A 23,667-nucleotide genomic window follows, 5' to 3' on the forward strand; every position below is an offset into this window, starting at 1 on the left:
GCAAGGAGGAACTGTGCGACATCGTCTATTCACGTTGTTGCTGGGGCTGGCGGTGTTAATCACCGCTGGCTGCGGTTTTCATCTGCGTGGCACAACACAAGTGCCTGCGCAGTTACAAACGCTGGTGCTCGACAGCAGTGACCCTTATGGCCCGCTCACGCGTGCAGTACGCGAGCAGCTCCGCCTCAGCGATGTGAAAATCGTTGATGATGCGACGCGCCAGGATATCCCGTCTCTGCGGGTACTGGGCTCAAGCGAAACGCGCGATACCGTTTCTATTTTTCAGGACGGTAAAACAGCGGAGTACCAGATGGTGCTGACATTGCAGGCACAAGTGCTGATGCCGGGTGAAGACATTTATCCGCTCAGCGTGACGGTGTTCCGCACGTTCTTTGATAACCCGCTGGCTGCACTGGCGAAAGATGCCGAACAGGACATCGTTCGTCAGGAAATGCGTGAGCAGGCTGCCCAGCAACTGGTGCGTAAATTGCTGACCATTAACGGTAGCCAGGAAGTCAAAAATCGGTTGCAGTCCACCGATTCCACTACTGCCGCCAAGCGTTCATGATTCGGCTTTACCCCGAACAACTCACCGCGCAGCTCCATGAGGGGCTGCGCGGTTGTTATTTGGTCTTTGGTGCAGACCCGCTCCTGCTACAGGAAAGCCTCGACAGCATTAAGCGAGTCGCCCAACAGCACGAATTCAGCGAGCATTTCAGCTTCATTCTGGATACCCATACCGATTGGGATGCGATTTTCAGCACCTGTCAGGCGCTCAGCCTGTTTGCCTCGCGCCAATCGCTCTTACTGGTTATGCCGGAAAACGGCCCAAATGCCGCAATAAGCGAAAACCTGGTCAAGCTTTCCGGGCTATTGCACCCCGATATTTTGCTGATTCTGCGCGGCCATAAGCTGACCAAAGCGCAGGAAAACAGCGCCTGGTTCAAAGCGCTTGCGCAAGACAGCGTCTATATCAACTGTCTCACGCCGGAACAGGCACAGCTTCCCCGCTGGGTGGCCCAGCGTGCCAAAGCCATGAAATTGACGCTGGATGAACAGGCTACGCAGCTCATTTGCTATTGCTATGAAGGTAACCTTCTCGCGCTGTCTCAGGCATTAGAACGGCTAGCGCTGCTTTACCCCGATGGTAAGCTGACCCTGCCGCGCGTGGAAAGCGCCGTCAATGACGCCGCCCACTTCACACCGTTCCATTGGCTTGATGCGCTGCTGGCGGGCAAAGGCAAACGCGCCTGGCACATTTTGCAGCAGCTAAAACAGGAAGATTGCGAACCGGTCATTTTGCTGCGCACGCTACAGCGTGAGCTGCTACAGCTGTTAACGCTGAAGCGGCGTATGTCAGACACACCGCTGCGTACCTTATTCGATCAGCAAAAGGTGTGGCAAAATCGACGTGACCTGCTCACGCAGGCATTACAGCGGCTTTCTCTTCAACAACTACAGCAGGCTGTGCAATTGCTGGCACAGGTGGAGATAACGCTAAAACAAGACTATGGTCAGCCCGTTTGGTCTGAGCTTGAATCCCTTGCCATGCTGCTATGCGGCAAAGCATTACCGGAGGCATTCATCTGAATAGGTCCCCCGCTACGCCATCGCTGACCGCATTTTTTGGCGGCACGTTCGATCCGATTCATTACGGTCATCTTCAGCCGGTGACAGCACTGGCGAATCTCGTGGGGCTAACTGAGGTTGTCCTGATGCCCAATAATGTTCCGCCGCATCGGCAACAGCCCGAAGCCACTTCCCGACAGCGTTTTCATATGGCTGAGTTGGCCGTTGAAGGCAACCCGCTATTTACCGTGGACGATCGTGAACTGCAACGGCAAACCCCCTCCTATACCATTGATACGCTGGAAGCGCTGCGGGCTGAAAAAGGCCGTGATGCGCCGCTGGGCTTTATCATCGGGCAGGATTCTCTGCTGACGCTACACCATTGGCACCGCTGGCAGGATCTACTCGGCGTCTGCCATTTGCTGGTGTGCGCGCGCCCCGGCTATCGCTCGACGCTGGAAACGCCCGAATTACAACAGTGGCTGGGCGATCATCTGACACACACGCCAGACGACCTTCATCAGCAACCGTATGGGCGGATCTTTTTGGCAAAGACGCCGCTGGTTACCATTTCCGCCACGGACATTCGCCAACGTAGGCTGCAAGGTCTCGACTGCCACGATTTATTACCGTCCGCCGTGCTCCGTTATATCAACGAAAACGGCCTGTACCAATAACATCGCTTTTCCTACCCATCCACCACGGGCTTTATACCACTCGGTAAAAGTGCGTGATATACTCCGCGGCTGGTTTCAATCACCGGGAAAAGCGAAAATTCTCGGCAGTTGCTCGGTGATTCACGTTTTTCCTAAACAATTCAGCGCCACACGCGTCTGTCAGTTACAGACAGAACGCCATTGAGGGGGAACCTTTGCAAGGCCAAGCACTCCAAGATTTCGTTATTGATAAAGTCGATGACTTAAAAGCCCAGGATATCGTTGCACTCAATGTGCAGGGTAAATCTAGCATTACTGATTACATGGTTATCTGTACGGGAACCTCTACGCGCCACGTCGCGTCTATTGCCGATCACGTCGTGCAATCCTCACGTGCCGCAGGTTTGATCCCACTCGGTGTCGAAGGCGAAAGTGCCGCTGATTGGGTTGTTGTCGATTTGGGTGATGTGATGGTTCACGTCATGCAAGAAGAAAGTCGCCAGCTGTACGAATTGGAAAAACTGTGGGGCTAGCATGAAACTGCAACTGGTCGCCGTTGGCACCAAAATGCCCGACTGGGTGCAGACTGGTTTCACCGATTATCTGCGGCGCTTCCCGAAAGATATGCCTTTCGAACTACTCGAAATTCCGGCCGGAAAACGGGGTAAAAACGCAGACATCAAACGCATTCTGGAGCGCGAAGGCGAACAAATGCTGGCTGCAGTAGGTAAAGGCAACCGCATTGTGACGCTGGATATTCCCGGTACTCGCTGGGAAACGCCGCAGTTGGCACAACAACTGGAGCGCTGGAAGCAGGACGGACGCGACGTCAGCCTGCTGATTGGTGGGCCTGAAGGCCTTGCGCCAGAATGCAAAGCCGCAGCGGAGCAAAGTTGGTCACTCTCGCCGTTAACACTGCCGCACCCGCTCGTTCGTGTACTGGTGGCGGAGAGCCTGTATCGTGCATGGAGCATTACGACTAATCACCCTTACCATCGGGAGTAAGGCGATACGATGAAATCTGTGAAATAACGCTGGATGAAAGTAGAACGTAAACCCTTTCGTGATTATACGGCTGAGTCTGCCTTGTTCGTGCGCCGCGCTTTGGTCGCCTTTCTGGGCATCTTGCTGCTTTCCGGTGTATTAGTCGCTAATCTTTACCATCTGCAAATTGTGCGTGTTGATGATTACCGCACGCGTTCTAATGAAAACCGTATTAAGCTGGTTCCGATCGCGCCCAGTCGCGGTATTATCTACGATCGTAACGGCATCCCGCTGGCGCTGAACCGCACCATCTATCAGTTAGAACTGGTACCAGACAAAGTCGATAACCTTAAAGATACGCTGGAAGCCTTGCGCCCCGTCGTTGATCTGACCGATAGCGATCTGGAAAACTTTGAAAAAGAACGCAAGCGCTCACGCCGCTTTACCTCTATTCCGGTAAAAACCGGGCTCGATGAGATTCAGGTCGCCCGTTTTGCCGTCAACCAATATCGCTTCCCCGGCGTTGAAATTAAAGGCTATCAACGTCGTTATTATCCTTATGGTTCTGCTCTAACACACGTCATCGGCTATGTTTCCAAAATCACTGATAAAGACGTGGAACGACTGACCAAAGAAGAAAAAATTGCCGATTATGCCGCCACACGTGACATAGGTAAGCTGGGTATTGAACGCCATTACGAAGATCTGCTCCACGGTAAGCCGGGCTATGAGGAAGTTGAAGTTAACAACCGTGGCCGCGTAATCCGCCAACTCCACGAACAGCCGCCGCAGGCAGGGCGTGATATTTATCTGACGCTGGATCTGAGCCTGCAAATCTACATCGAAAAACTGCTAGAGGGCAGTCGTTCTGCCGTGATCGTCACCGACCCGCGTGATGGCGGTATTCTGGCAATGGTATCCACGCCCAGTTACGATCCCAATCTGTTTGTCGACGGTATTTCCACCAAAAATTATAACAAACTACAAAGTGATCCTGATCGCCCCTTGATCAACCGTGCAACACAGGGGATTTATCCTCCGGCCTCCACCGTTAAACCTTATATCGCGGTTTCCGCCCTGACTGCTGGCGTTATCACGACCAATACCAGCCTGTTCGATCCTGGCTGGTGGCAATTGCCCGGCTCCGAAAAACGCTTCCGCGACTGGAAAAAATGGGGACATGGTCGCCTTAACCTCACCAAGTCGCTGGAAGAATCCGCGGATACCTTCTTCTATCAGGTCGCTTATGACATGGGCATCGATCGCCTGTCTGAATGGATGACCAAATTTGGTTACGGCGAGAGAACTGGCATCGATATTTCAGAAGAAAGCAAAGGCAATATGCCAACACGCGAGTGGAAATTAGGACGGTTCAAAAAACCCTGGTATCAGGGGGATACCATACCGGTCGGGATTGGCCAGGGCTACTGGACGGCAACGCCTATCCAAATGAATAAGGCGCTGGTTACCCTGATCAACGACGGCCAGGTCAAAACGCCGCATCTGCTTTATAGCTCGCGGGAAAATGGCATGCTTGTGCCTTTCCGGCAGACTGAGAATCAGCAAATTGGCAACATCCACTCTGGCTATTGGGAAGTGGCGAAAGACGGCATGTATGGCGTGGCTAACCGTGCTAACGGCACGGCACACAAAAGCTTCGAAGATGCACCCTATAAAATTGCGGCAAAATCCGGTACGGCGCAGGTCTTCGGCCTGAAAGAAAACGAAACCTATAATGCACATAAGATCGCAGAACATCTGCGTGACCATAAATTAATGGTTGCGTTTGCTCCGTATAAGGACCCTAAAGTAGCGATGTCGATTATTCTGGAAAACGGTGGGGTCGGACCCACGGTTGGCACCATCACACGCCAGATCCTCGATCACATCCTGCTGGGCGACAACAATACCGATTTACCCAGTGCGCCTCCTGCGCCACCGGGTAGCGAAAGTGAGTAACAGACAGTCATGACCGATAGCCAACAAAAGGGATCGTTCTGGGCGAAAATCCACATCGATCTTCCGTTTCTTCTCTGCATCCTGGCACTGCTGGGCTATAGCCTATTTGTCTTATGGAGCGCCAGCGGTCAAGACGTCGGCATGATGGAGCGAAAAGTCGTTCAAATCATGCTGGGGTTTACGGTGATGATCGTGATGGCGCAGATCCCGCCCCGCGTATATGAGGGCTGGGCTCCCTACCTCTATGTATTTTGCGTGATTTTGCTGCTCATCGTGGATATTTTTGGACAAATCAGTAAAGGAGCACAGCGCTGGTTGGATCTGGGTTTTATCCGCTTTCAGCCATCGGAGATCGCCAAGATCGCCGTACCGCTGATGGTTGCCCGTTTTATCAACCGTGATATGTGTCCACCATCGCTAAAAAATACAGCAATTGCACTGGTGCTGATTTTTGTCCCTACACTGCTGGTTGCCGCTCAGCCGGATTTGGGCACCTCGATACTAATTGCATTATCAGGGCTGTTTGTGCTTTTCCTCGCTGGTATGAGCTGGCGCTTGATTGGTATTGCCGTCCTGCTACTCGCCGCTTTTATACCTATACTCTGGTTTTTCCTGATGCATGATTATCAGCGGGCCAGGGTCATGATGTTGCTCGATCCAGAAAGCGATCCACTTGGTGCCGGATACCATATTATTCAGTCGAAAATTGCGATAGGTTCTGGTGGTTTATCAGGAAAAGGTTGGCTACACGGCACACAGTCTCAGTTAGAGTTTCTGCCGGAGCGCCACACCGACTTTATTTTTGCCGTGTTGTCAGAAGAGCTTGGCTTAATCGGCGTTTTGATTCTGCTCACGATGTATCTGTTCATGATCATGCGCGGACTGGTCATTGCAGCGAATGCACAAACCTCGTTCGGCCGAGTGATGGTCGGCGGACTGATGCTGATTCTGTTTTTCTATGTTTTCGTCAATATCGGGATGGTAAGCGGTATACTTCCCGTTGTTGGCGTGCCGCTGCCGCTCATCAGCTACGGTGGATCGGCGCTGGTCGTCTTAATGGCGGGGTTCGGTATCGTCATGTCGATACATACTCACCGCAAACTGCTATCCAAGAATTTATAACATGAGGTGAGCAATGCGTAAGGATTGGCTTTGGATCGGCGTAGCAACTCTGGCGCTTACTGCCTGTACCACAACGGAAAAACGGCAACCAGCACCACCTGTGACTCAGGTTTATAGCGGCCCTGTCGAAGAGATCGGCGGCGCGGAACCGCGTTACGAACCTTACAATCAGGGGACGTTGCAAGACTACAGCATAAAAGGCAAGACCTATAAAATTGTCAAAGAGCCGCAAAACTTTAGCGAGACCGGCTTAGCGGCGTGGTACGGCGAAGAAGCCAGCGGTAACCGTACGTCAATCGGCGAAACGTTTGATCCTAACGCGATCACCGCCGCACACCCGACGCTGCCGCTGCCTAGCTATGTCCGCGTCACTAACCTGAGCAACGGCCGCCGTCTGGTTGTGCGTGTGAACGATCGCGGGCCGTATACGCCGGGCAGAATTATCGATCTGTCGAAAGCCGCAGGCGATCGGCTGAACATCTCGAACAATACCAAAGTAAAAGTGGATTTCATCAACGTCGCGCCAGACGGCACGCTCTCCGGCCCCGGAACCGTGGGCACCACCGTCGCTAAGCAAAGCTTCGCCCTGCCGGAACGCCCAAGCTTCGGTGCCAGCGGGCTAGGTACGCCAATGATGGAAGCGACATCGCCAACGCCGAACAACGCCGTTCGCTCAATCAGCAATAGCAACCTGAGTGTGCCAGCAGAAAGCACACAGCCACAAAGCAGCGCACCATCGCACAGCGGTGGTTTTTTGGGAGCGCCTTCCGCGCTGCGTGCTGGCGTGGTTGAGTCCAGCGTGACGCCAGCGGCAACACTGCCCTCATCCGCAGCGCCTCTAAACGTCGCGCCAGCGGCTAGCGTTGCCGCGCCCGCCGCAACGGTACCGTCTGCGACGGGTCGCTACGTGGTTCAGGTCGGTGCGTTGAGCGATCAGCAGCGTGCGCAAACCTGGCAGCGCAGCCTGAGCGAACGCTTCCGCGTAGCCGGTAAAGTCACGGCAAGCGGCGGGCTGTATCGTATCCAACTGGGGCCATTCCAGAATCGTCAGCAAGCCGCTGAACTTCAACAACGTTTGTCAGTCGAAGCTCAGCAGCAGTCGTTTATTACCGCCGCACCCAGCACGCTCTAGTAGCGAATAACCGGCAGACTTGCGCAGCGAAAACGGCGGCTATGGCATTGAACATACCGCCCTTTCGCAAAATCACGTAACGTAATGTCTGATGCCGGCCTATTTCCCATCTGCTATAGTGTGGCTCGTTTTTTAACTCATACCCACGGATGTTGTTGTTCCAATCATGAATACTGTAAACACGTCTCGTTTTACTAAGCGTACTGCGCTTGGCGCACTGCTCGCCATTAGTGCCACTTCCTTTGCCTATGCCGAAGATATCAATCTCAAAACGATGATCCCCGGCGTTCCGCAAATCGATGCTGAATCCTACATCCTGATTGATTACAACTCTGGGAAAGTGTTGGCGGAAATGAATGCCGACACGCGCCGCGATCCGGCCAGCTTAACGAAAATGATGACCAGCTACGTTATTGGTCAGGCCATTAAATCAGGAAAAATCACCCCAAACGACATCGTTACCGTCGGTAAAGATGCCTGGGCAACCGGCAACCCAACCTTCCAGGGCTCTTCCCTGATGTTCCTGAAGCCGGGCGACCGTGTTCCCGTCTCCCAATTAAACCGCGGTATTATCCTGCAATCCGGTAACGATGCCTGCGTCGCGATGGCTGACTACGTTGCCGGCAGCCAGGACGCTTTCGTCAATCTGATGAACGGTTACGTGAAGGCACTGGGTCTGCAAAATACCAACTTTGAAACCGTGCACGGTCTGGATGCTCCCGGCCAGTTCAGTTCAGCGCGCGATATGGCTTTGATCGGCCAGGCGCTGATCCGCGATGTGCCAGAAGAGTACGCGACCTACAAAGAGAAAGAGTTCACGTTCAACAACATTCGCCAGCCTAACCGTAACGGTTTGCTGTGGGATTCCAGCCTGAATGTTGACGGCATCAAAACGGGTCATACGTCATCAGCTGGCTTTAATCTGGTCGCCTCGGCAACAGAAGGTCAGATGCGCCTGATTTCAGCGGTACTCGGTGGTCGTAATGCCAAAGGACGCGAATCAGAAAGTAAAAAGCTGCTGACCTGGGGCTTCCGCTTCTTTGAAACCGTTGCGCCGCTGAAAGCAGGCAAAGAATTCGCATCCGAACCGGTCTGGTTTGGCGACAGTGACCGCGTGGCGCTGGGCGTTGAGAAAGATGCGTACCTGACCATTCCGCGTGGCCGTATGAAAGATCTGAAAGCCAGCTACGTTCTGGACAACACGGAACTGCACGCGCCGTTAGCGAAAAATCAGGTTGTGGGTTCCATCAACTTCCAACTGGATGGCAAAACGATCGACCAGCGCCCGCTGGTAGTCATGAACGAAGTGAAAGAAGGCGGGATCTTTGGCCGCATGATCGACTACATCAAATTGATGTTCCACCACTGGTTCGGCTAATCCCCCCTTGTCTGGGGCTAAAACGTCCCCATATAGATAGCATCCATCACTCCCGCACAACGCGGGAGTGTTATTTTTTAGTATAATGTCGTTATATCGTGGCTAATACAGTCGGCATTACGCCGATGTATTCCCTTTTCTGGAGCGCAAATGAAAACCAAATTAAACGAACTGCTTGAATTCCCCTGTGTTTTTACCTACAAGGTCATGGGTGAGGCAAAACCAGAGTTAGTCGATCTGGTCGTTGAAGTGGTACAGCGTCATGCGCCAGGCGACTACACGCCGCAGATCAAACCTAGCAGCAAAGGGAATTATCACTCCGTTTCCATCACCATCACAGCGACACACATTGAGCAGGTGGAAACGTTGTACGAAGAACTGGGCAACATCGATATCGTACGCATGGTTCTGTAAGGCATAGCGTCCTGAAAGAAAAACGAGCGGGAAAATCGGTAGAGCGTGACATAATTTTGCAACGTGCTGTTCGCTGAGGCTTCCCGCCGTTATAATTCCCCCACCTTTCCTTAACCTGAAGATGACACACTTGCTACAGGATAAGATCATCGTACGTCAATTTAACGTACAACCGTATGAACCCGTCTCTCTGGCGATGCATAATTTCACCGATCGACGTGATGAGAATACCCCAGACGAACTCTGGCTGGTTCAACATCCTCGCGTATTCACGCAAGGTCAGGCGGGCAAAGCCGAACATGTCCTCATGCCCGGCGACATTCCCGTGATTCAGAGCGACAGAGGCGGTCAGGTGACCTACCACGGCCCCGGTCAGCAGGTTATGTACGTGTTGATTGACCTGAAGCGCCGCAAGCTCGGCGTGCGCCAGCTCGTCACCGCGATAGAAGATACCGTAATTGGCACACTGGCACACTTCAAGATCGAAGCCCATGCGCGCCCTGATGCGCCCGGCGTCTACGTGGGGGAGCGTAAAATCTGTTCGTTAGGACTGCGCATTCGCAAAGGCTGCTCGTTCCACGGGCTGGCGCTCAATATCGCCATGGATCTCTCCCCTTTCCTGCGCATCAACCCGTGTGGTTATGCCGGAATGGAGATGACGCAAATCAGCGATCTGGTGGCGGGCGTCACGTTGGATGACACCGCCCCCGTGCTGGTGAACACCTTTTTGCAATTAGTTGGCTATTCCGCACCCGAGTTTATTCCGTGGAATATGGAGGCTCAGAGTGAGCCGCTTCCTGGTTAACAGGTTTCATCCTGTCGATGAAAATTAACCAGTTAGGCGATCGCATCTTGATAAATTACATTTTATTCACATAATTTATTCATTTTGATCGCGCAAAGGCTGATTGTGGTTAGGCAAGATGATATAATTTTTAGAGTTTTTTAAAAAAAAGTTTAACCAAAAACATAATCCTTTGAATTTGGATAACAAATTTAAAGAAACGATTCAGAACTGGAACTTACGCAAACATGAGTAAACCGATTCAGATCGAACGCGGCGTCAAATACCGCGATGCCGATAAGATGGCGCTAATCCCGGTACGTACCGTCGTTACCGAACGCCAAGAGATTCTGCGCAAACCTGAATGGATGAAGATTAAACTTCCGGCAGATTCGAGCCGTATTCAGGGCATCAAAGCAGCCATGCGCAAAAACGGGTTGCACTCAGTTTGTGAAGAAGCGTCTTGTCCTAATCTGGCAGAGTGTTTTAACCACGGCACCGCGACTTTCATGATTCTGGGTGCCATCTGTACGCGTCGCTGCCCATTCTGTGACGTTGCCCACGGCCGCCCGCTTACGCCGGATGCCAATGAGCCTGAGAAACTGGCACAGACCATCCATGACATGGGCTTACGCTATGTGGTGATCACTTCGGTTGACCGTGATGACCTGCGCGATGGCGGAGCACAGCACTTTGCAGACTGCATTAGCGCCATTCGCCGTAAAAACCCGAATATCCGCATCGAAACGCTGGTACCAGACTTCCGTGGTCGTATGGATCGCGCGTTAGAGATCCTGACCGCCACGCCGCCAGATGTGTTCAACCACAATCTGGAAAACGTACCACGCGTTTATCGTCAGGTTCGCCCTGGCGCGAATTATGAGTGGTCACTGAAGCTGCTGGAGAACTTCAAAAACGCGCACCCGGATATCCCGACCAAATCTGGCCTGATGGTTGGATTGGGAGAAACCAATGCGGAAATCGTGGAAGTCATGCGCGACCTGCGCCGCCACGGGGTGACAATGCTGACGCTGGGACAATATTTACAGCCGAGCCGCCATCACCTGCCGGTACAGCGTTACGTCAGTCCGGATGAGTTCGATGAAATGAAAGCCGAAGCGATGGCGATGGGCTTTACTCATGCAGCCTGCGGTCCATTTGTTCGCTCGTCCTACCATGCCGACCTACAGGCAAAAGGCATCGAAGTAAAATAAGCGCTCATAGTTTTTTACACATTTTTTGTGTGGAATAAAAAACGGACGGCTATTGCCGTCCGTTTTGCTGTGTGAGGCGTGCTCAGGATTCTTTGCGCGACGAATCATTCAGCGCTGCGGTATCATCCGTCTTTGCCGGCTGATCGTCATTCATCGCCTTCTTGAAACCTTTAATCGCCGCGCCTAAATCACCGCCTAAGCTACGAAGTTTATTCGTACCGAACAGCAGAATGATTAATGCGCCAATCACCAACAGCTTGGCAATACTAATACCTTCCATACAGACCTACCTGATTTACAGATGCTGGAGACGCCAGCGAGCGAGAACACGTACTTTTCGAACAAGGATTGTCGAAGAATCGTTGTCGAAAAATTCTTTTATCCTATGTCCTCTATGTAAAACCTTACGCTGCACGACACAATCACCATCTGTAACAAAGTAAGACGCAATACGAACGTTTTCGCACGCATTCAGATTGCTTTACAACTTTCCCTCTCAGCCTCACTACAAAAAAACCGTCTAGAGGCGTAAACTTCCATACTATGCGGAGATGACATTCCTCCCTACCCTGGGCAGCCAAAACGCTGACCGCCGCAAGACAGGGTACAACCGCCACCCGGCTAATGATGTCTACGTCCACCTCGCAGAGAGGGCGTAGCGTCCTGCCCAATACTCTCCGAGATCGTGAAAAACAAGCGATGTAAAAAGCATCCAAATAAAACAGGCCAGGAAAGGTTTCTATGTTTAGTACATTACTCGCGGTATTTATTGGCGGCGGAGTGGGTAGCGTCGCGCGCTGGCAGCTCGGCGTGAAGTTTAATAATCTGTATCCAACGCTGCCGTTGGGCACCCTGCTTGCCAACCTGATTGGTGCCTTTGTTATTGGCGGCGCACTCGCTTTCTTCATGCGCCATCCTCATCTCGATCAGGACTGGAAAATGTTGATTACCACCGGGCTATGCGGCGGCTTAACGACGTTTTCTACCTTTTCCGCAGAGGTTGTCATGTTTCTGCAAAGCGGACAGCTGGCAGCGGCGGGGTTACATGTGCTGTTGAATCTGGCAGGATCGCTACTGATGACCGCGCTGGCGTTTGCTCTGGTCACGTGGGTGACAACGCACTGATATTTTTTGATAATTGATGGCACGTGAAAATTGATAGCATGTGGAAAATGAGGCAAAAAAAACCCGCCTACGGCGGGTTTTTCACGAAATCGGTATAATTAAATAGCGTTAACGTTAGCAGCAGAAGGACCTTTGGCACCGTCAGTGATTTCGAACTCTACACGCTGACCTTCAGCCAGAGTTTTGAAACCATTGCTCTGGATGGCAGAGAAGTGTACGAACACATCTTTGGTACCATCTTCAGGAGTAATGAAACCGAAGCCTTTGGACTCATTAAACCACTTAACACTACCTTTAATCTTAGACATCAAACTTACCTTTACATGAATGAAAGACACAAAATCTGTGTCAGGTACAGTACAACAATAGATTGGCCTTTTGTCCAGTTGAAGTTGGATAAAAAGTGATAAAAATCGCTAAAAAGATATACCGGACGACCTCGCTGCCCTATTTTAACCCGATGCAGAACGCAGAGCGCTCGGTTCTGGCCGATTCATCACTTTTTATGATATCGAAGGAAAGCACCATGGTAAGCAAAACGCTGGGTCTGATCGGGGGAATGAGTTGGGAATCCACCATCCCGTATTACCGCATGATCAACGAGTATATAAAAGGCCAACTTGGTGGCCTGCACTCCGCCAAAATCATCCTGCACAGCGTCGATTTCCATGAGATCGAACGATTGCAGGCACAGGGTGATTGGGAGCAGTCAGCCGCCGTGCTCGGCAATATCGCGGTGGGATTACGCCAGGCGGGAGCGGATGCTATCGTCATCTGCACCAACACCATGCATAAAGTGGCCGATGACGTTGAACGTGCCTGCCAGCTTCCTCTTTTGCATATTGCCGATGCCACCGGTGCCAGCCTGAAACAGCACGGATTGAAGAAAGTTGGTTTACTGGGAACCCGCTACACCATGGAGCAGGATTTCTATCGTCAGCGCATTCAAGATCGATTTGGCATAGACATTATCGTTCCTGACTCAGCGGCAAGAGAGCAAGTTAATCGCATTATTTTCGACGAACTGTGTCTGGGGAACATTAACGACACCTCGCGGCAAACCTATCGGGGCATTATCCAGCAACTTGAACAGCAAGGCGCGGAAGGCATCATTCTAGGTTGTACGGAAATCCCGCTGTTAATCAGTGCTCAGGATGCGATAGTTCCTCTTTTTGACACCAGTAAGCTTCACGCAATTGCCGCTGCGAAATTTGCGCTTAACCAATCATCCACATGAATTAATTGGATAAAATGGATTTCGTTCGCAAGCTTAATAATACCCTCTTTTATTCACTCAAGTTTCCCCTTTTTGGATAGAAAAAAAGCAGTATTGAGAGACTCAATACTGCTTATTCGTATGACTTTATTCCTGGTATGCAATGACTAACAGTACTTCTCGTTATTATTTACGTAACATTGCTTCAATAAAATCTTTCCAAGTACTCACTTCTACTTCTACCATGCGAACCTCTTGGTGATTAACGGCGACGCATTATACGCACACTTTTTAATCAGGTAAAAGCATTATGAAAGTATAAAAAGCGTACTACTCCTAATTTCTGCTACACAGTTCACAGTAGATCTCCCCGCCTTTTTTCGGCATGCTGGGCTATCGCCCGATTAGGCCCTGTTGGGCCATGCTGTTGAGAACAGCGATCGTCATGCAACCCAATAAGCAGAAAGGATTTTCCCCCTATGGCGCTGACCATGTACGGCATCAAAAACTGTGACACCATAAAGAAAGCGCGCCGTTGGCTGGACGATCAACAGGTGGCGTATCGCTTCCATGATTATCGTGCCGACGGTCTGGATGAACAGCAGCTACAGCGTTTTATCGACCAACTGGGGTTTCAGGCCTTACTCAATACACGCGGAACGACCTGGCGTAAGCTTAGTGAGGAGCTACGTGAATTAATCAACAGCGATACTCACGACAGCGCAGAGGCCGCCAAAAACCTGATGCTGGAACAACCAGCGGTGATTAAACGACCATTGCTGATTGCCGATGACGGCAACGCGCTGCTGGGGTTCAGTATCGACAGCTACCAGAAATTTATTGCGGAGAAAAAATAACGTGTCTTGCCCAGTCATAGAGCTCGCTCAACAGTTAATTAAACGCCCTTCCCTCAGCCCGAACGACGAGGGCTGCCAGGCGCTCATGATTGAACGCCTGACGGCGATGGGCTTTACCGTCGAAGCAATGGATTTTGGCGATACCCAAAATTTCTGGGCATGGCGCGGCACAGGAAAAACGCTGGCCTTCGCAGGACACACCGATGTGGTTCCCAGCGGCGATGAAAGCCACTGGCAGCACCCACCGTTTGAGCCGATCATCCGTGACGGTATGCTGTACGGCCGCGGTGCCGCGGATATGAAAGGTTCGCTGGCCGCAATGGTGATTGCCGCCGAGCGCTTTGTCGCCGCTAACCCAAATCATCAAGGGCGTCTTGCGTTCCTGATTACGTCGGACGAAGAAGCCAGCGCCGTTAACGGCACGGTAAAAGTGGTTGAGGCGCTGATGGCACGCAACGAACGCCTGGACTACTGTCTGGTCGGTGAGCCGTCGAGTACGCATGTTGTGGGCGATGTGGTAAAAAATGGCCGTCGTGGCTCCATCACAGCGAACCTGCGCGTACACGGCGTACAGGGGCACGTTGCCTACCCTCATCTGGCGGACAACCCTGTTCATCGTGCAGCACCAGCACTGAACGAGCTGATCGCCACCGAATGGGATCGGGGCAACGATTTCTTCCCACCAACCACCATGCAGATTGCCAATATTCAGGCAGGCACCGGCAGCAATAACGTCATCCCCGGCGAACTGTTTGTGCAGTTTAATTTCCGTTTCAGCACCGAATTAACGGATGTGTTAATCCAGCAGCGCGTCGCGGAACTGCTGGATCGCCACCAGCTCAATTACACCATTGACTGGAAGCTTTCCGGCCAACCATTCCTGACCGCACGCGGCGAACTGGTCGATGCCGTGGTAAATGCCGTCAAACACTACAATGAGGTTACCCCAGAGCTACTGACGAATGGTGGCACTTCCGATGGCCGCTTCATCGCACGTATGGGCGCGCAGGTGGTTGAACTGGGCCCCGTTAATGCCACGATCCATAAAGTGGACGAATGCGTCAGCGCCGCAGATCTGCAACTGCTAAGCCGCATGTACCAGCGCATTATGGAGCAGCTCATCGCATGATGACGTCAGCTATGTTAACCGGTAAAAGCGACCAGCATCTGGTTGCTTTAGACGGTCGCCATCGCCTTCAGCCAGAAGCGGTAACCGCGTTTCTGGCGCTACAGCTGGCAGCAAAGACGGCGGGATTTAACCTGCAACCAGCCAGTACGTTCCGTGATTTCGAGCGCCAGCGTCAGATCTGGAATGGCAAGTTCCGCGGCGAGCGTCCCGTCATGGATGCCAACAGCCAGCCGCTGGATGTGTCGTCTTTGGACGAAGGCGATCGCTGTGAAGCGATTCTACGCTGGTCAGCAATGCCCGGCTCCAGCCGCCACCACTGGGGCAGCGATCTCGATATCTACGATCCCGATTTATTACCCGCAGGCAGCTCGCTCCAACTAGAACCGTGGGAATATGAAGAAGGCGGTTATTTTGCCGCATTGAACGCGTGGATGAGCGCGCACATGCATGAATACGGTTTTTATCGGCCTTATGCGCACGATCTCGGCGGTGTCGCAGTCGAACCCTGGCATATCAGCTATTATCCATTAGCACAGTATGCGGAAGAACAGCTTACACCCGATCTCATCCTTGCCGCCTGGCAAGATGAAGATATTGCAGGCTACCACTGGCTTTGCCAGCACTTGCCGCAGCTGTTTACCCGTTATATTCATAATGTTGATGAGGCGTAACCATGGCATGGCTGGCTGATTACTGGTGGATAATTCTGATTATCCTGATAGGCATGCTGATTAACGGCATCAAAGAATTGCGTAATGTTGACCATACGCGTTTTCTGCTCAACAAACCCAAATTGCCCCCACATCGTGACAACAACGACAAATGGGACGATGAAGACGACGACTGGCCGAAGAAAAAACCCTGATCTCAGTCATCACCAAACCGCCTGCACGCGAGCTAAACCCCGCGCTGCGGGCAGTTTGGATTCTCACGCGGCGGGAACAAAACTTTCCGCCCGCTCCAGAAGAAAATCATAAAACTCTTTCGCACATACTGAAAGCTGACGCTCCCTATCCGTCACCAGATAGATACCGCGCTGCAGCGATAAATCCCGAAACGGAATAATCGCAATGTCTTTGTGCTGAAACTGGAACAGCGTCAGCCCCGTCACAATACTCACACCATAATTTGCCGCCACCAGCCCCATCATGGTGGTCAACTGACGCACTTCCAGCACGTAGTTAAAACCTTCCGGCTCGATAAGCTGATCGGTGTACTGCCGAATGCTGGTGCCTTTGCAAAACCCGACAAACGGGTATTGCGCCACATCGGCCACATCAACACTGTCGCGCTGCGCCAGCGGGTGCGAGTTCTGGCAGATCAGGTAAAAACTGTCGGCAAACAGCATGCGAGAGCTGAATGTTCCCGGCGACGGCTGCCCTGCTGTCAGCGCCAGATCGGCGCGCCCATCCAGCACCGCTTTCAGGCAGCGATCCCACTGTGTATCCAGCAGTTCAACCTTAATCTTGGGATAAGCACGGTGATATTGCGCCAGCACCTGAGGCAACCATTCCACCGCCATTGACGGCAATACCGCCAGCACAATCTTTCCCTTGTACCCCGTGGCATACGACTTGATCTCACCGACGGCATCATCATGGATTTGCACCAGACGACGGGCAATATCAATGAAATGAAGGCCATCGGCGTTGAGTTGCACTTTACGTGTATCGCGATCAAATAGCCGATAGCCGACCTCTTCCTCCAATCCGGCGATTAATGAACTAAATGCTGGCTGAGAGAGATTTATTTTCTGAGCAGCGCGCGTGAAATTATCAGTTTCCGTCAACGCGATAAAGGCTCGTAATTGTTTTATCGATAAGTTCATAGTGTTTTTATATAAATAAAATGAAGTCTCCGGTAAGAAAGGAACAAATTCAATAAAAAAAATCGGCAACTACCATTTTTATGATCCTTCCCGCATTTATTTAATTCCATTCAAACACAGCCCACTACTCATAAAAATGGACATTCTGGATAAATATCACAAATCATAAAAAACAATTACGCAAAAAATATCGATTAAGCAAACAAAATCAATCAATTAGGAATTAATAAGAAAATCGAAAGAGTTAATACCATTAACAAATAAAATAAACCCATCAGATTTACGAATAAAACCATTGCGATTACGAGTTAGTATAAAGCGGGTTGAGGGTGATAAAAATAGTGCAGACAAAAAATCAAATGGCTCTGGAGTAAGCACTCATTTGTTTTGTTAATTATGACAAGAATTGTTATTGAGTTGTTTAATTTATTGTAAATAAAAAAATAGGCAACATACAAATATATTATTAAAGAGGAACTTTTATGCTAGCTCTCATCGGGGTGCTAACCATAGCCACCCTGCTCTTTTTCATCATGACCAAACGAATGTCGCCTCTGGTGGCGCTTATCGTTATTCCCGTTCTGGGCGCGCTCGCGGCAGGCAGCGGCACCGATACCGCGAAATACGTGGTGGACGGCATCACCAAACTGGCCCCGATGGCGGCGATGTTTGTTTTTGCCATTGCCTTCTTCGGTGTCGTCACCGATGCCGGCATGTTTGATCCTATCATCAAGGGGATCTTACGCATGGTCGGCACCAGCCCGGTAAAAATCATTATCGGCACAGGCGTCCTAGCATTGATCGCGCACCTGGACGGTAACGGTGCCGTCACCTTCCTGATCACGATTCCCGCCATGCTGCCGTTGTTTAATAAGCTCGGCATGGATAAACGCATTCTGGTTGGCATTACCGCGCTCAGCGCCGGTGTTAACTTCCTGCCGTGGACCGGGCCGATGATCCGCGCCGCCGCCGCGTTAAACACCACGACGCACGACCTGTTTATTCCGCTTATCCCCGCACAGCTTTGCGGCCTGACCTTCATGGTGCTCATGGGCTATTACTGGGGCAAGAAAGAAGAGAAGCGTTTGGGATTGGCATCGGGTAATCCGCTGGCTGGCGGCACGCAGTCCATCATGGCTGAAGCACATGTAAAAGAGCTGACCGATGCCGAAAAAGCGCTGCGTCGTCCGAAGATGTTCTGGGTCAACATCGCGCTGGTGCTTGCCGTTATCGGCACCATGGTGTTTACCAAAATTTCCCCTACGGTCGCCTTCATGATCGCGCTGACGCTGGCACTGATGTTCAACTACCCCAACGTTGAAATGCAGAAAGAGCGTATTAATGCCCATGCCAAAGCCGCGCTGATGATGGCCAGCATCCTGTTTGCTGCGGGCGCGTTCACCGGCATCATGAGCGGCACCGGTATGCTGAAAGCCATGTCGCTCTCGGCAGTCAGCTTTGTACCGGAATCTTTTGCCTCCCACATTCCGTTTATCGTCGGCCTGATCTCCATGCCGCTGAGTCTGGTGTTTGACCCTGATTCGTATTACTTCGGCATCATGCCAGTCATTGCCCACACCGTGGACATGCTGGGCGTACCGCCGATTCAGGTCGCGCAGGCTTCCGTATTAGGACAGATGACCACAGGCTTCCCGGTTAGCCCGCTGACGCCGGCCACCTTCCTCCTGGTCAGTCTGGCGGGTGTCGATCTCGCCGACCACCAGAAGTTCTCTATCCCTGTGCTCTGGGCCGCCAGCGTCATCATGACGTTCGCCTGCGTCATCTTCGGGGTCTTTCCCCTGTAGGGAACGTACCGTTTCCCATTGATGACGCCAACAGACACATTTCATTGATAAAGGTAAGTTTATGAAGACAATTCGTATTGGTTCCGGCGCTGGCTATGCTGGCGATCGCATCGAACCGGCCGTAGAACTGGCTCAAAAAGGCGACATTCAGTATCTGGTATTTGAATGTCTGGCAGAACGCACTATCGCCATCGGCCAAAAACAGAAGCAGCAGAACCCGGAAAAAGGCTACAACGAACTACTGGCCGACCGTATGCACGCTGTGCTGCCGCTCTGCCTGGAAAAAGGCATCAAAATCATCACCAATATGGGCTCGGCGAACCCCGTTGCCGCGGGTCAGCGCGTATTGGACATCGCCAAAGAGCTGGGTGCAGAGAAGCTGAAAATCGCCGTCGTTACCGGTGATGATGTGCACTCGGTACTGATTGCGCAGGATTCCAAGCTGGATGAGATGGGTCAGCCTGTTTCACGCTGCGGCAAAGACATTCTTTCCGCCAATGCCTATCTCGGCGCCGATGCGCTGGTAGAAGCGCTGCGTCAGGGTGCGGATGTGATTATTGCCGGTCGCGTTTCCGATCCATCTCTGTTCCTGTCCGCCATGATGTATGAATTCAACTGGGCGGCCGATGACTGGGATCGTTTAGGCAAAGGCACCTGTCTCGGCCATCTGTTGGAGTGCGCGGGTCAAATCACCGGTGGTTACTATGCCGATCCTGGCGTTAAGGACATCCCTCACCTCGATCGTCTGGGCTTTCCGATTGCAGAAATTAGCGAAGACGGCAGTGCCGTCATTACCAAAGTTGAAGGTTCCGGCGGCTGCGTCTGCGTGGATACCTGTAAAGAACAGCTGCTGTATGAGATCCACCGCCCGGACAGCTACATTACCCCAGACGTGATTGCCGATTTCAGCCACGTCACCTTTACGCAAGACGGTGAAAACCGCGTGCGCGTACAGGGTGCCACCGGGCGCGCAAAAACCGACACGCTGAAAGTGTCTGTCGGCTATCAGGACGGCTTCATCGGCGAAGGCGAAATTTCTTACGCCGGCCCCGGTGCCGTCGCACGCGGCCGTTTAGCGCTGGATATCGTCAAAGGGCGCTTTGCGGTGTGCCAGATCGATTTTCAGGAAGTGCGCTATGACCTGATCGGCGTTGATTCACTGCACGGCGCACAGCGGTCGCAACGCAGCGAACCGTATGAAGTCCGCGCTCGCGTCGCGGCACGCTGCACCTCCAGAGCGCAAGCGGTGAAAGTGGGTAACGAAGTTGAAACGCTCTATACCAACGGCCCGGCAGGCGGCGGCGGTGTTAACAAAGCGGTGAAAGAAATACTGGCGATGGATTCCACCCTGCTGTCTCGCGCCTGCGTCACACCAGCCGTTGATTATCTGGAGATTAAATAATGAAACTACGTGAAATTGCCCACTCTCGTACCGGCGATAAAGGAAATACCTCCAATATTTCGCTGATTGCTTACCGGGCGGAAGATTATGAGGTGCTGAAAGAGACGATCACGGCCGAGAAAGTGAAGGATTGGTTTGCCGATATCGTAACGGGTGAGGTTGTCCGCTATGAGCTCCCCGCTATCGGCGCGCTGAACTTCGTCATGTATGGTGCATTGGGCGGCGGCGTTACACGTTCGCTGGCGCTGGACATGCATGGCAAAGGGTTAAGCTCGGCCATACTGGATATCGATATTTAATTCGATAACAGGGAAAGGGTGGAATTTATCTATTCTCCACCCTTTCCCTAAACAACGAACATCCGCCACCACGATTGACAGGTATTTATTTACCTGTAGGGAGTCGTGCGGCCATTTTTCAGAGAAATAACTTTCAGAGTAAACAGGCAATGAATAATAAAGTCATTGATGCCAGCCATTTCCGTTCTTATTTATTTAACGGAATGACAATTATGTTCGGTGGTTTTATGGGCGTCGGAACACCGAAATTATTGGTAGATGAGATCATTAAATCCGGCGTCTCTGATTTAACCCTGATCGGAAATGACACCGGATTTGTCGATACCGGCGTTGGGCCGTTAATTGCCAATGGTCAGGTGAAGAAAGTGATTGCTTCACATATTGGTACAAACCCAGAAACCGGACGTCGCATGATCTCCGGCGAATTAGACGTAGAGTTGGTGCCACAAGGGACGTTGGCAGAACGTATTCGCAGCGGTGGCGCGGGTTTGGGTGGCTTTTTGACACCCACTGGCGTTGGCACCATCGTTGAAGAAAATAAACAAAAAATAACGATTAACGATATTACTTATTTATTAGAACTGCCGATTACGGCAGATCTCGCCATATTACAGGCTAGTATTGCCGACACCCGCGGAAACCTTATTTATCACCTCACCGCCCGTAATTTTAACCCGCTCATTGCACTCGCCGCAAAGAAAGTCGTCGCGCAATGTGAGCAGGTTATTCCGGTTGGCCAGTTAGCCCCAGAATGCATTGTTACCCCAGCGGCGCTGGTTGATCACCTTTATGTGGGAGAAAAATAATGGATGCGAAAGAATTAATCGCTCGCCGCGTCGCACTGGAATTAAAAAACGGTGATGTGGTGAATTTAGGGATTGGTTTGCCCACCAAAGTGGCGAATTACGTGCCACACGGGATTGAAGTTACCTTTCAGTCAGAGAATGGCTTTTTGGGCTTAGGCGCGGTCACTGAACCCGACAGCAATCTGGTCAACGCCGGGGGACAACCCTGTGGCATGGTGCCCGGTGCCGCCATGTTCGATAGCGCTTTTTCTTTCGCGCTGATTCGCGGCGGCCATGTCGATGTTTGTGTACTCGGCGGCTTGCAGGTCGATGAGCACGGCAACCTCGCCAACTGGATGGTGCCGGGGAAAATGGTGCCCGGTATGGGCGGGGCGATGGATCTGGTTGTCGGCGCGAAGAAGGTCATTATCGCGCTTGAACACTGTGCCAAAAATGGCGATGCCAAGCTGTTACACCAGTGCACCTACCCGCTGACGGCCGCCAATAAAGTCAGCATGGTCGTCACCGAGTTAGCCGTCTTCCAATTCATCAACAAACAAATGGTGCTGACTGAGATCAGCCCCGACATCACCGTGGACGAACTACGCCAGAAAACCGAGGCGAACTTTACCGTGTCCGCCGATTTAAAACCGTTCAGTATTCATTAATCGAGGCGATCATGAACGACTCCGTTGTTATTGTTAGTGCCAAACGCACCGCGATTGGTAAATTCGCTGGTAGCCTGGCCAATACGTCCGCTATCGATATGGCCTCTGCCACCATCCGTGATTGCCTGTCGACGCTGCCAGACACGCTGGCGGTTGATGAGGTGATTCTCGGCAACGTGCTGCAAGCCGGTCTGGGGCAAAATCCTGCGCATCAGGCCAGCCAGGCGGCTGGGCTGTCCTTTGAAACGCCATCGCTGACCATCAGCAAAGTCTGCGGTTCTGGTCTGAAAGCCGTCGTGCTCGGCGCACAGTCCATTCTGTCCGGCGACAATCAGGTCTGCGTAACGGGCGGGATGGAAAACATGAGTGCGGCTCCCTATCTATTGGAAAAAGCACGCCACGGTTACCGTATGGGGAATGGCAAGCTCGTTGACATCATGATTAACGATGGTCTGTGGTGCGCGTTTAATGATTACCACATGGGTACCACGGCAGAAAATATCGCCGAGCGTTACCAGCTTACGCGCGAAGAACAGGATCAGGTAGCGCTGGCGTCCCAGCAGAAAGCCGTCGCCGCAATTGAAGCGGGTCGCTTCAAAGCCGAAATTACCCCGCTGTCACTGCGCAGCAAGAAAGAGACGCGGATTTTCGATCGGGATGAATTCCCTCGTGCGGATACCACGCTAGCGTCGCTGGCAACGCTACGTCCGGCATTCTCCGCGAACGGCACCGTCACCGCAGGCAATGCGTCCGGCATTAACGATGCGGCCGCGACGCTGGTGTTAATGCGTGAATCCGAAGCGAAAAAACAGGGAATTACCCCGCTAGCGCGTATCCGCAGCTGGGCCTCTGCCGGTGTACCGAGTGAGGTCATGGGACTGGGGCCAATTCCCGCGACGCAGAAAGCGCTACTCAAAGCCGGGCTGACAATCGGCGATATCGACCTGATTGAAGCCAACGAAGCCTTTGCCGCGCAGTTTCTAGCCGTACAGCGCGATCTCCAGCTCGATCCAGAAAAAGTGAACGTCAACGGTGGTGCGATTGCGCTGGGCCACCCTATCGGGGCAAGCGGCGCGCGCATTCTTGTCACACTGGTCCATGCGCTGCACAGCTATAACAAAACACTGGGGCTGGCGACGCTATGCATCGGCGGCGGACAGGGTATCGCAATGATCGTTGAGCGCGTTTAAACGTGCAATTGGCCGAAACATGTGCCAGAGGACAAAGTAATCAGACCGTTGACAAACCTATTTACAGAACGAAAACGGGAGTAAGGGAATAGAAGAGTAAAGCGTTTGCGCCAGGGACAAAAACGTCAGGAACGTTTTTGAACGTCGCTTG

28 protein-coding genes and 1 riboswitch are annotated in these 23,667 nt (G+C 52.1%); of the genes, 24 read left to right on the plus strand and 4 right to left on the minus strand.

Annotation, left to right across the window (positions count from 1 at the left end; translation table 11 throughout):
- Window positions 1-13: 13 nt before the first annotated feature.
- From lptE to lipA, 12 genes are all read left to right on the plus strand, one after another.
- Window positions 14-568: an LPS assembly lipoprotein LptE gene (gene lptE, locus O1Q74_RS14110; protein WP_271873959.1), complete on the plus strand. Its 555-nt coding sequence runs from the start codon at window positions 14-16 to the stop codon at window positions 566-568.
- A complete protein-coding gene (holA, locus tag O1Q74_RS14115) occupies window positions 565-1,590 on the plus strand; it encodes a DNA polymerase III subunit delta (protein ID WP_271873961.1) in 1,026 nt (341 codons plus the stop codon). The genes lptE and holA overlap by 4 nt, the downstream gene beginning before the upstream one ends.
- Window positions 1,557-2,246 carry a nicotinate-nucleotide adenylyltransferase gene (nadD, locus tag O1Q74_RS14120; RefSeq protein WP_271873963.1) on the plus strand — a complete coding sequence of 230 codons (690 nt, stop codon included), beginning with the start codon at window positions 1,557-1,559 and terminating at the stop codon, window positions 2,244-2,246. Before holA ends, nadD begins: the two co-directional genes overlap by 34 nt.
- Before the next feature lie 194 nt (window positions 2,247-2,440).
- Window positions 2,441-2,758 carry a ribosome silencing factor gene (gene rsfS / locus O1Q74_RS14125; protein WP_010284049.1) on the plus strand — a complete coding sequence of 106 codons (318 nt, stop codon included), beginning with the start codon at window positions 2,441-2,443 and terminating at the stop codon, window positions 2,756-2,758.
- 1 nt (window position 2,759) lies between these two features.
- Window positions 2,760-3,230, plus strand: coding sequence for a 23S rRNA (pseudouridine(1915)-N(3))-methyltransferase RlmH (gene rlmH, locus O1Q74_RS14130; RefSeq protein ID WP_015730925.1), 471 nt, complete (start codon window positions 2,760-2,762; stop codon window positions 3,228-3,230).
- Between the two features lie 33 nt (window positions 3,231-3,263).
- On the plus strand, window positions 3,264-5,168 hold the full coding sequence (gene mrdA / locus O1Q74_RS14135) for a peptidoglycan DD-transpeptidase MrdA (protein WP_271873971.1): 1,905 nt from the start codon (window positions 3,264-3,266) through the stop codon (window positions 5,166-5,168).
- A 9-nt stretch (window positions 5,169-5,177) separates the two neighbouring features.
- A complete protein-coding gene (gene mrdB, locus O1Q74_RS14140) occupies window positions 5,178-6,290 on the plus strand; it encodes a peptidoglycan glycosyltransferase MrdB (RefSeq protein ID WP_271873974.1) in 1,113 nt (370 codons plus the stop codon).
- Window positions 6,291-6,303: 13 nt separating this feature from the next.
- Window positions 6,304-7,422: an endolytic peptidoglycan transglycosylase RlpA gene (gene rlpA, locus O1Q74_RS14145; protein ID WP_271873976.1), complete on the plus strand. Its 1,119-nt coding sequence runs from the start codon at window positions 6,304-6,306 to the stop codon at window positions 7,420-7,422.
- Between the two features lie 166 nt (window positions 7,423-7,588).
- The gene (dacA, locus tag O1Q74_RS14150) at window positions 7,589-8,800 is read left to right on the plus strand and encodes a D-alanyl-D-alanine carboxypeptidase DacA (protein ID WP_225087313.1); all 1,212 of its coding nucleotides are present in this window, start codon (window positions 7,589-7,591) and stop codon (window positions 8,798-8,800) included.
- Between the two features lie 150 nt (window positions 8,801-8,950).
- Window positions 8,951-9,214 carry a DUF493 family protein YbeD gene (ybeD, locus tag O1Q74_RS14155; protein ID WP_005976281.1) on the plus strand — a complete coding sequence of 88 codons (264 nt, stop codon included), beginning with the start codon at window positions 8,951-8,953 and terminating at the stop codon, window positions 9,212-9,214.
- 121 nt (window positions 9,215-9,335) lie between these two features.
- A complete protein-coding gene (gene lipB, locus O1Q74_RS14160; protein ID WP_271873982.1) occupies window positions 9,336-10,019 on the plus strand; it encodes a lipoyl(octanoyl) transferase LipB in 684 nt (227 codons plus the stop codon).
- A 227-nt stretch (window positions 10,020-10,246) separates the two neighbouring features.
- Window positions 10,247-11,212, plus strand: a complete 966-nt coding sequence (gene lipA / locus O1Q74_RS14165; RefSeq protein ID WP_225087311.1) for a lipoyl synthase — start codon at window positions 10,247-10,249, stop codon at window positions 11,210-11,212.
- Between the two features lie 82 nt (window positions 11,213-11,294).
- Here the strand turns inward: lipA and tatA are convergent, their stop codons facing one another.
- Window positions 11,295-11,492, minus strand: a complete 198-nt coding sequence (tatA, locus tag O1Q74_RS14170; RefSeq protein ID WP_015839460.1) for a Sec-independent protein translocase subunit TatA — start codon at window positions 11,490-11,492, stop codon at window positions 11,295-11,297.
- Window positions 11,493-11,750: 258 nt separating this feature from the next.
- A riboswitch (Fluoride riboswitch) is annotated at window positions 11,751-11,853 on the plus strand.
- Window positions 11,854-11,953: 100 nt separating this feature from the next.
- Between tatA and crcB the strand changes: the two genes are divergently transcribed.
- Window positions 11,954-12,337, plus strand: a complete 384-nt coding sequence (crcB, locus tag O1Q74_RS14175) for a fluoride efflux transporter CrcB (protein WP_271873984.1) — start codon at window positions 11,954-11,956, stop codon at window positions 12,335-12,337.
- Window positions 12,338-12,435: 98 nt separating this feature from the next.
- Here the strand turns inward: crcB and cspE are convergent, their stop codons facing one another.
- On the minus strand, window positions 12,436-12,645 hold the full coding sequence (cspE, locus tag O1Q74_RS14180) for a transcription antiterminator/RNA stability regulator CspE (RefSeq protein ID WP_271873985.1): 210 nt from the start codon (window positions 12,643-12,645) through the stop codon (window positions 12,436-12,438).
- 218 nt (window positions 12,646-12,863) lie between these two features.
- Between cspE and O1Q74_RS14185 the strand changes: the two genes are divergently transcribed.
- Window positions 12,864-13,574 (plus strand): aspartate/glutamate racemase family protein, encoded by a 711-nt coding sequence (locus O1Q74_RS14185; protein ID WP_271873988.1) that lies wholly within the window; start codon window positions 12,864-12,866, stop codon window positions 13,572-13,574.
- 165 nt (window positions 13,575-13,739) lie between these two features.
- Here the strand turns inward: O1Q74_RS14185 and ypfM are convergent, their stop codons facing one another.
- The gene (ypfM, locus tag O1Q74_RS20380) at window positions 13,740-13,799 is read right to left on the minus strand and encodes a protein YpfM (protein WP_137739554.1); all 60 of its coding nucleotides are present in this window, start codon (window positions 13,797-13,799) and stop codon (window positions 13,740-13,742) included.
- Window positions 13,800-14,032: 233 nt separating this feature from the next.
- Here ypfM and O1Q74_RS14190 point away from each other — a divergent pair, with 233 nt between their 5' ends.
- Genes O1Q74_RS14190 through O1Q74_RS14205 form a run of 4 tightly spaced genes read left to right on the plus strand, consistent with a single transcriptional unit; the run spans window position 14,033 to window position 16,404 of the window.
- On the plus strand, window positions 14,033-14,410 hold the full coding sequence (locus tag O1Q74_RS14190) for an ArsC family reductase (protein WP_271873991.1): 378 nt from the start codon (window positions 14,033-14,035) through the stop codon (window positions 14,408-14,410).
- Between the two features lies 1 nt (window position 14,411).
- Window positions 14,412-15,539 carry a succinyl-diaminopimelate desuccinylase gene (gene dapE / locus O1Q74_RS14195; RefSeq protein ID WP_271873994.1) on the plus strand — a complete coding sequence of 376 codons (1,128 nt, stop codon included), beginning with the start codon at window positions 14,412-14,414 and terminating at the stop codon, window positions 15,537-15,539.
- Window positions 15,536-16,210 (plus strand): M15 family metallopeptidase, encoded by a 675-nt coding sequence (locus tag O1Q74_RS14200; protein WP_271873996.1) that lies wholly within the window; start codon window positions 15,536-15,538, stop codon window positions 16,208-16,210. Before dapE ends, O1Q74_RS14200 begins: the two co-directional genes overlap by 4 nt.
- 2 nt (window positions 16,211-16,212) lie before the next feature.
- On the plus strand, window positions 16,213-16,404 hold the full coding sequence (locus tag O1Q74_RS14205) for a YpfN family protein (RefSeq protein WP_015839454.1): 192 nt from the start codon (window positions 16,213-16,215) through the stop codon (window positions 16,402-16,404).
- 63 nt (window positions 16,405-16,467) lie between these two features.
- On the opposite strand, the gene O1Q74_RS14210 is transcribed toward O1Q74_RS14205, so the two are convergent.
- Window positions 16,468-17,367: a LysR family transcriptional regulator gene (locus O1Q74_RS14210; protein WP_271874002.1), complete on the minus strand. Its 900-nt coding sequence runs from the start codon at window positions 17,365-17,367 to the stop codon at window positions 16,468-16,470.
- A 482-nt stretch (window positions 17,368-17,849) separates the two neighbouring features.
- Here O1Q74_RS14210 and O1Q74_RS14215 point away from each other — a divergent pair, with 482 nt between their 5' ends.
- The 6 genes from O1Q74_RS14215 to O1Q74_RS14240 all read left to right on the plus strand — a co-directional run bounded on the left by O1Q74_RS14215 (window position 17,850) and on the right by O1Q74_RS14240 (window position 23,516).
- Window positions 17,850-19,172 carry a CitMHS family transporter gene (locus O1Q74_RS14215; protein ID WP_271874004.1) on the plus strand — a complete coding sequence of 441 codons (1,323 nt, stop codon included), beginning with the start codon at window positions 17,850-17,852 and terminating at the stop codon, window positions 19,170-19,172.
- Between the two features lie 61 nt (window positions 19,173-19,233).
- Window positions 19,234-20,574: an acyclic terpene utilization AtuA family protein gene (locus O1Q74_RS14220; protein WP_271874007.1), complete on the plus strand. Its 1,341-nt coding sequence runs from the start codon at window positions 19,234-19,236 to the stop codon at window positions 20,572-20,574.
- The gene (locus tag O1Q74_RS14225; RefSeq protein WP_180742329.1) at window positions 20,574-20,873 is read left to right on the plus strand and encodes an AtuA-related protein; all 300 of its coding nucleotides are present in this window, start codon (window positions 20,574-20,576) and stop codon (window positions 20,871-20,873) included. The genes O1Q74_RS14220 and O1Q74_RS14225 overlap by 1 nt, the downstream gene beginning before the upstream one ends.
- A 149-nt stretch (window positions 20,874-21,022) precedes the next feature.
- A complete protein-coding gene (gene atoD, locus O1Q74_RS14230; RefSeq protein ID WP_271878930.1) occupies window positions 21,023-21,679 on the plus strand; it encodes an acetate CoA-transferase subunit alpha in 657 nt (218 codons plus the stop codon).
- Entirely contained in the window at window positions 21,679-22,326 is a 648-nt protein-coding gene (locus O1Q74_RS14235; RefSeq protein WP_271874012.1) for a 3-oxoacid CoA-transferase subunit B, read from the plus strand. The genes atoD and O1Q74_RS14235 overlap by 1 nt, the downstream gene beginning before the upstream one ends.
- 11 nt (window positions 22,327-22,337) lie before the next feature.
- Window positions 22,338-23,516: an acetyl-CoA C-acetyltransferase gene (locus tag O1Q74_RS14240; RefSeq protein WP_271874015.1), complete on the plus strand. Its 1,179-nt coding sequence runs from the start codon at window positions 22,338-22,340 to the stop codon at window positions 23,514-23,516.
- The last annotated feature ends 151 nt before the right edge of the window (window positions 23,517-23,667 follow it).

The sequence above is a fragment of the Pectobacterium sp. A5351 genome (genome assembly GCF_028335745.1).
Classification (GTDB): Bacteria; Pseudomonadota; Gammaproteobacteria; order Enterobacterales; family Enterobacteriaceae; genus Pectobacterium.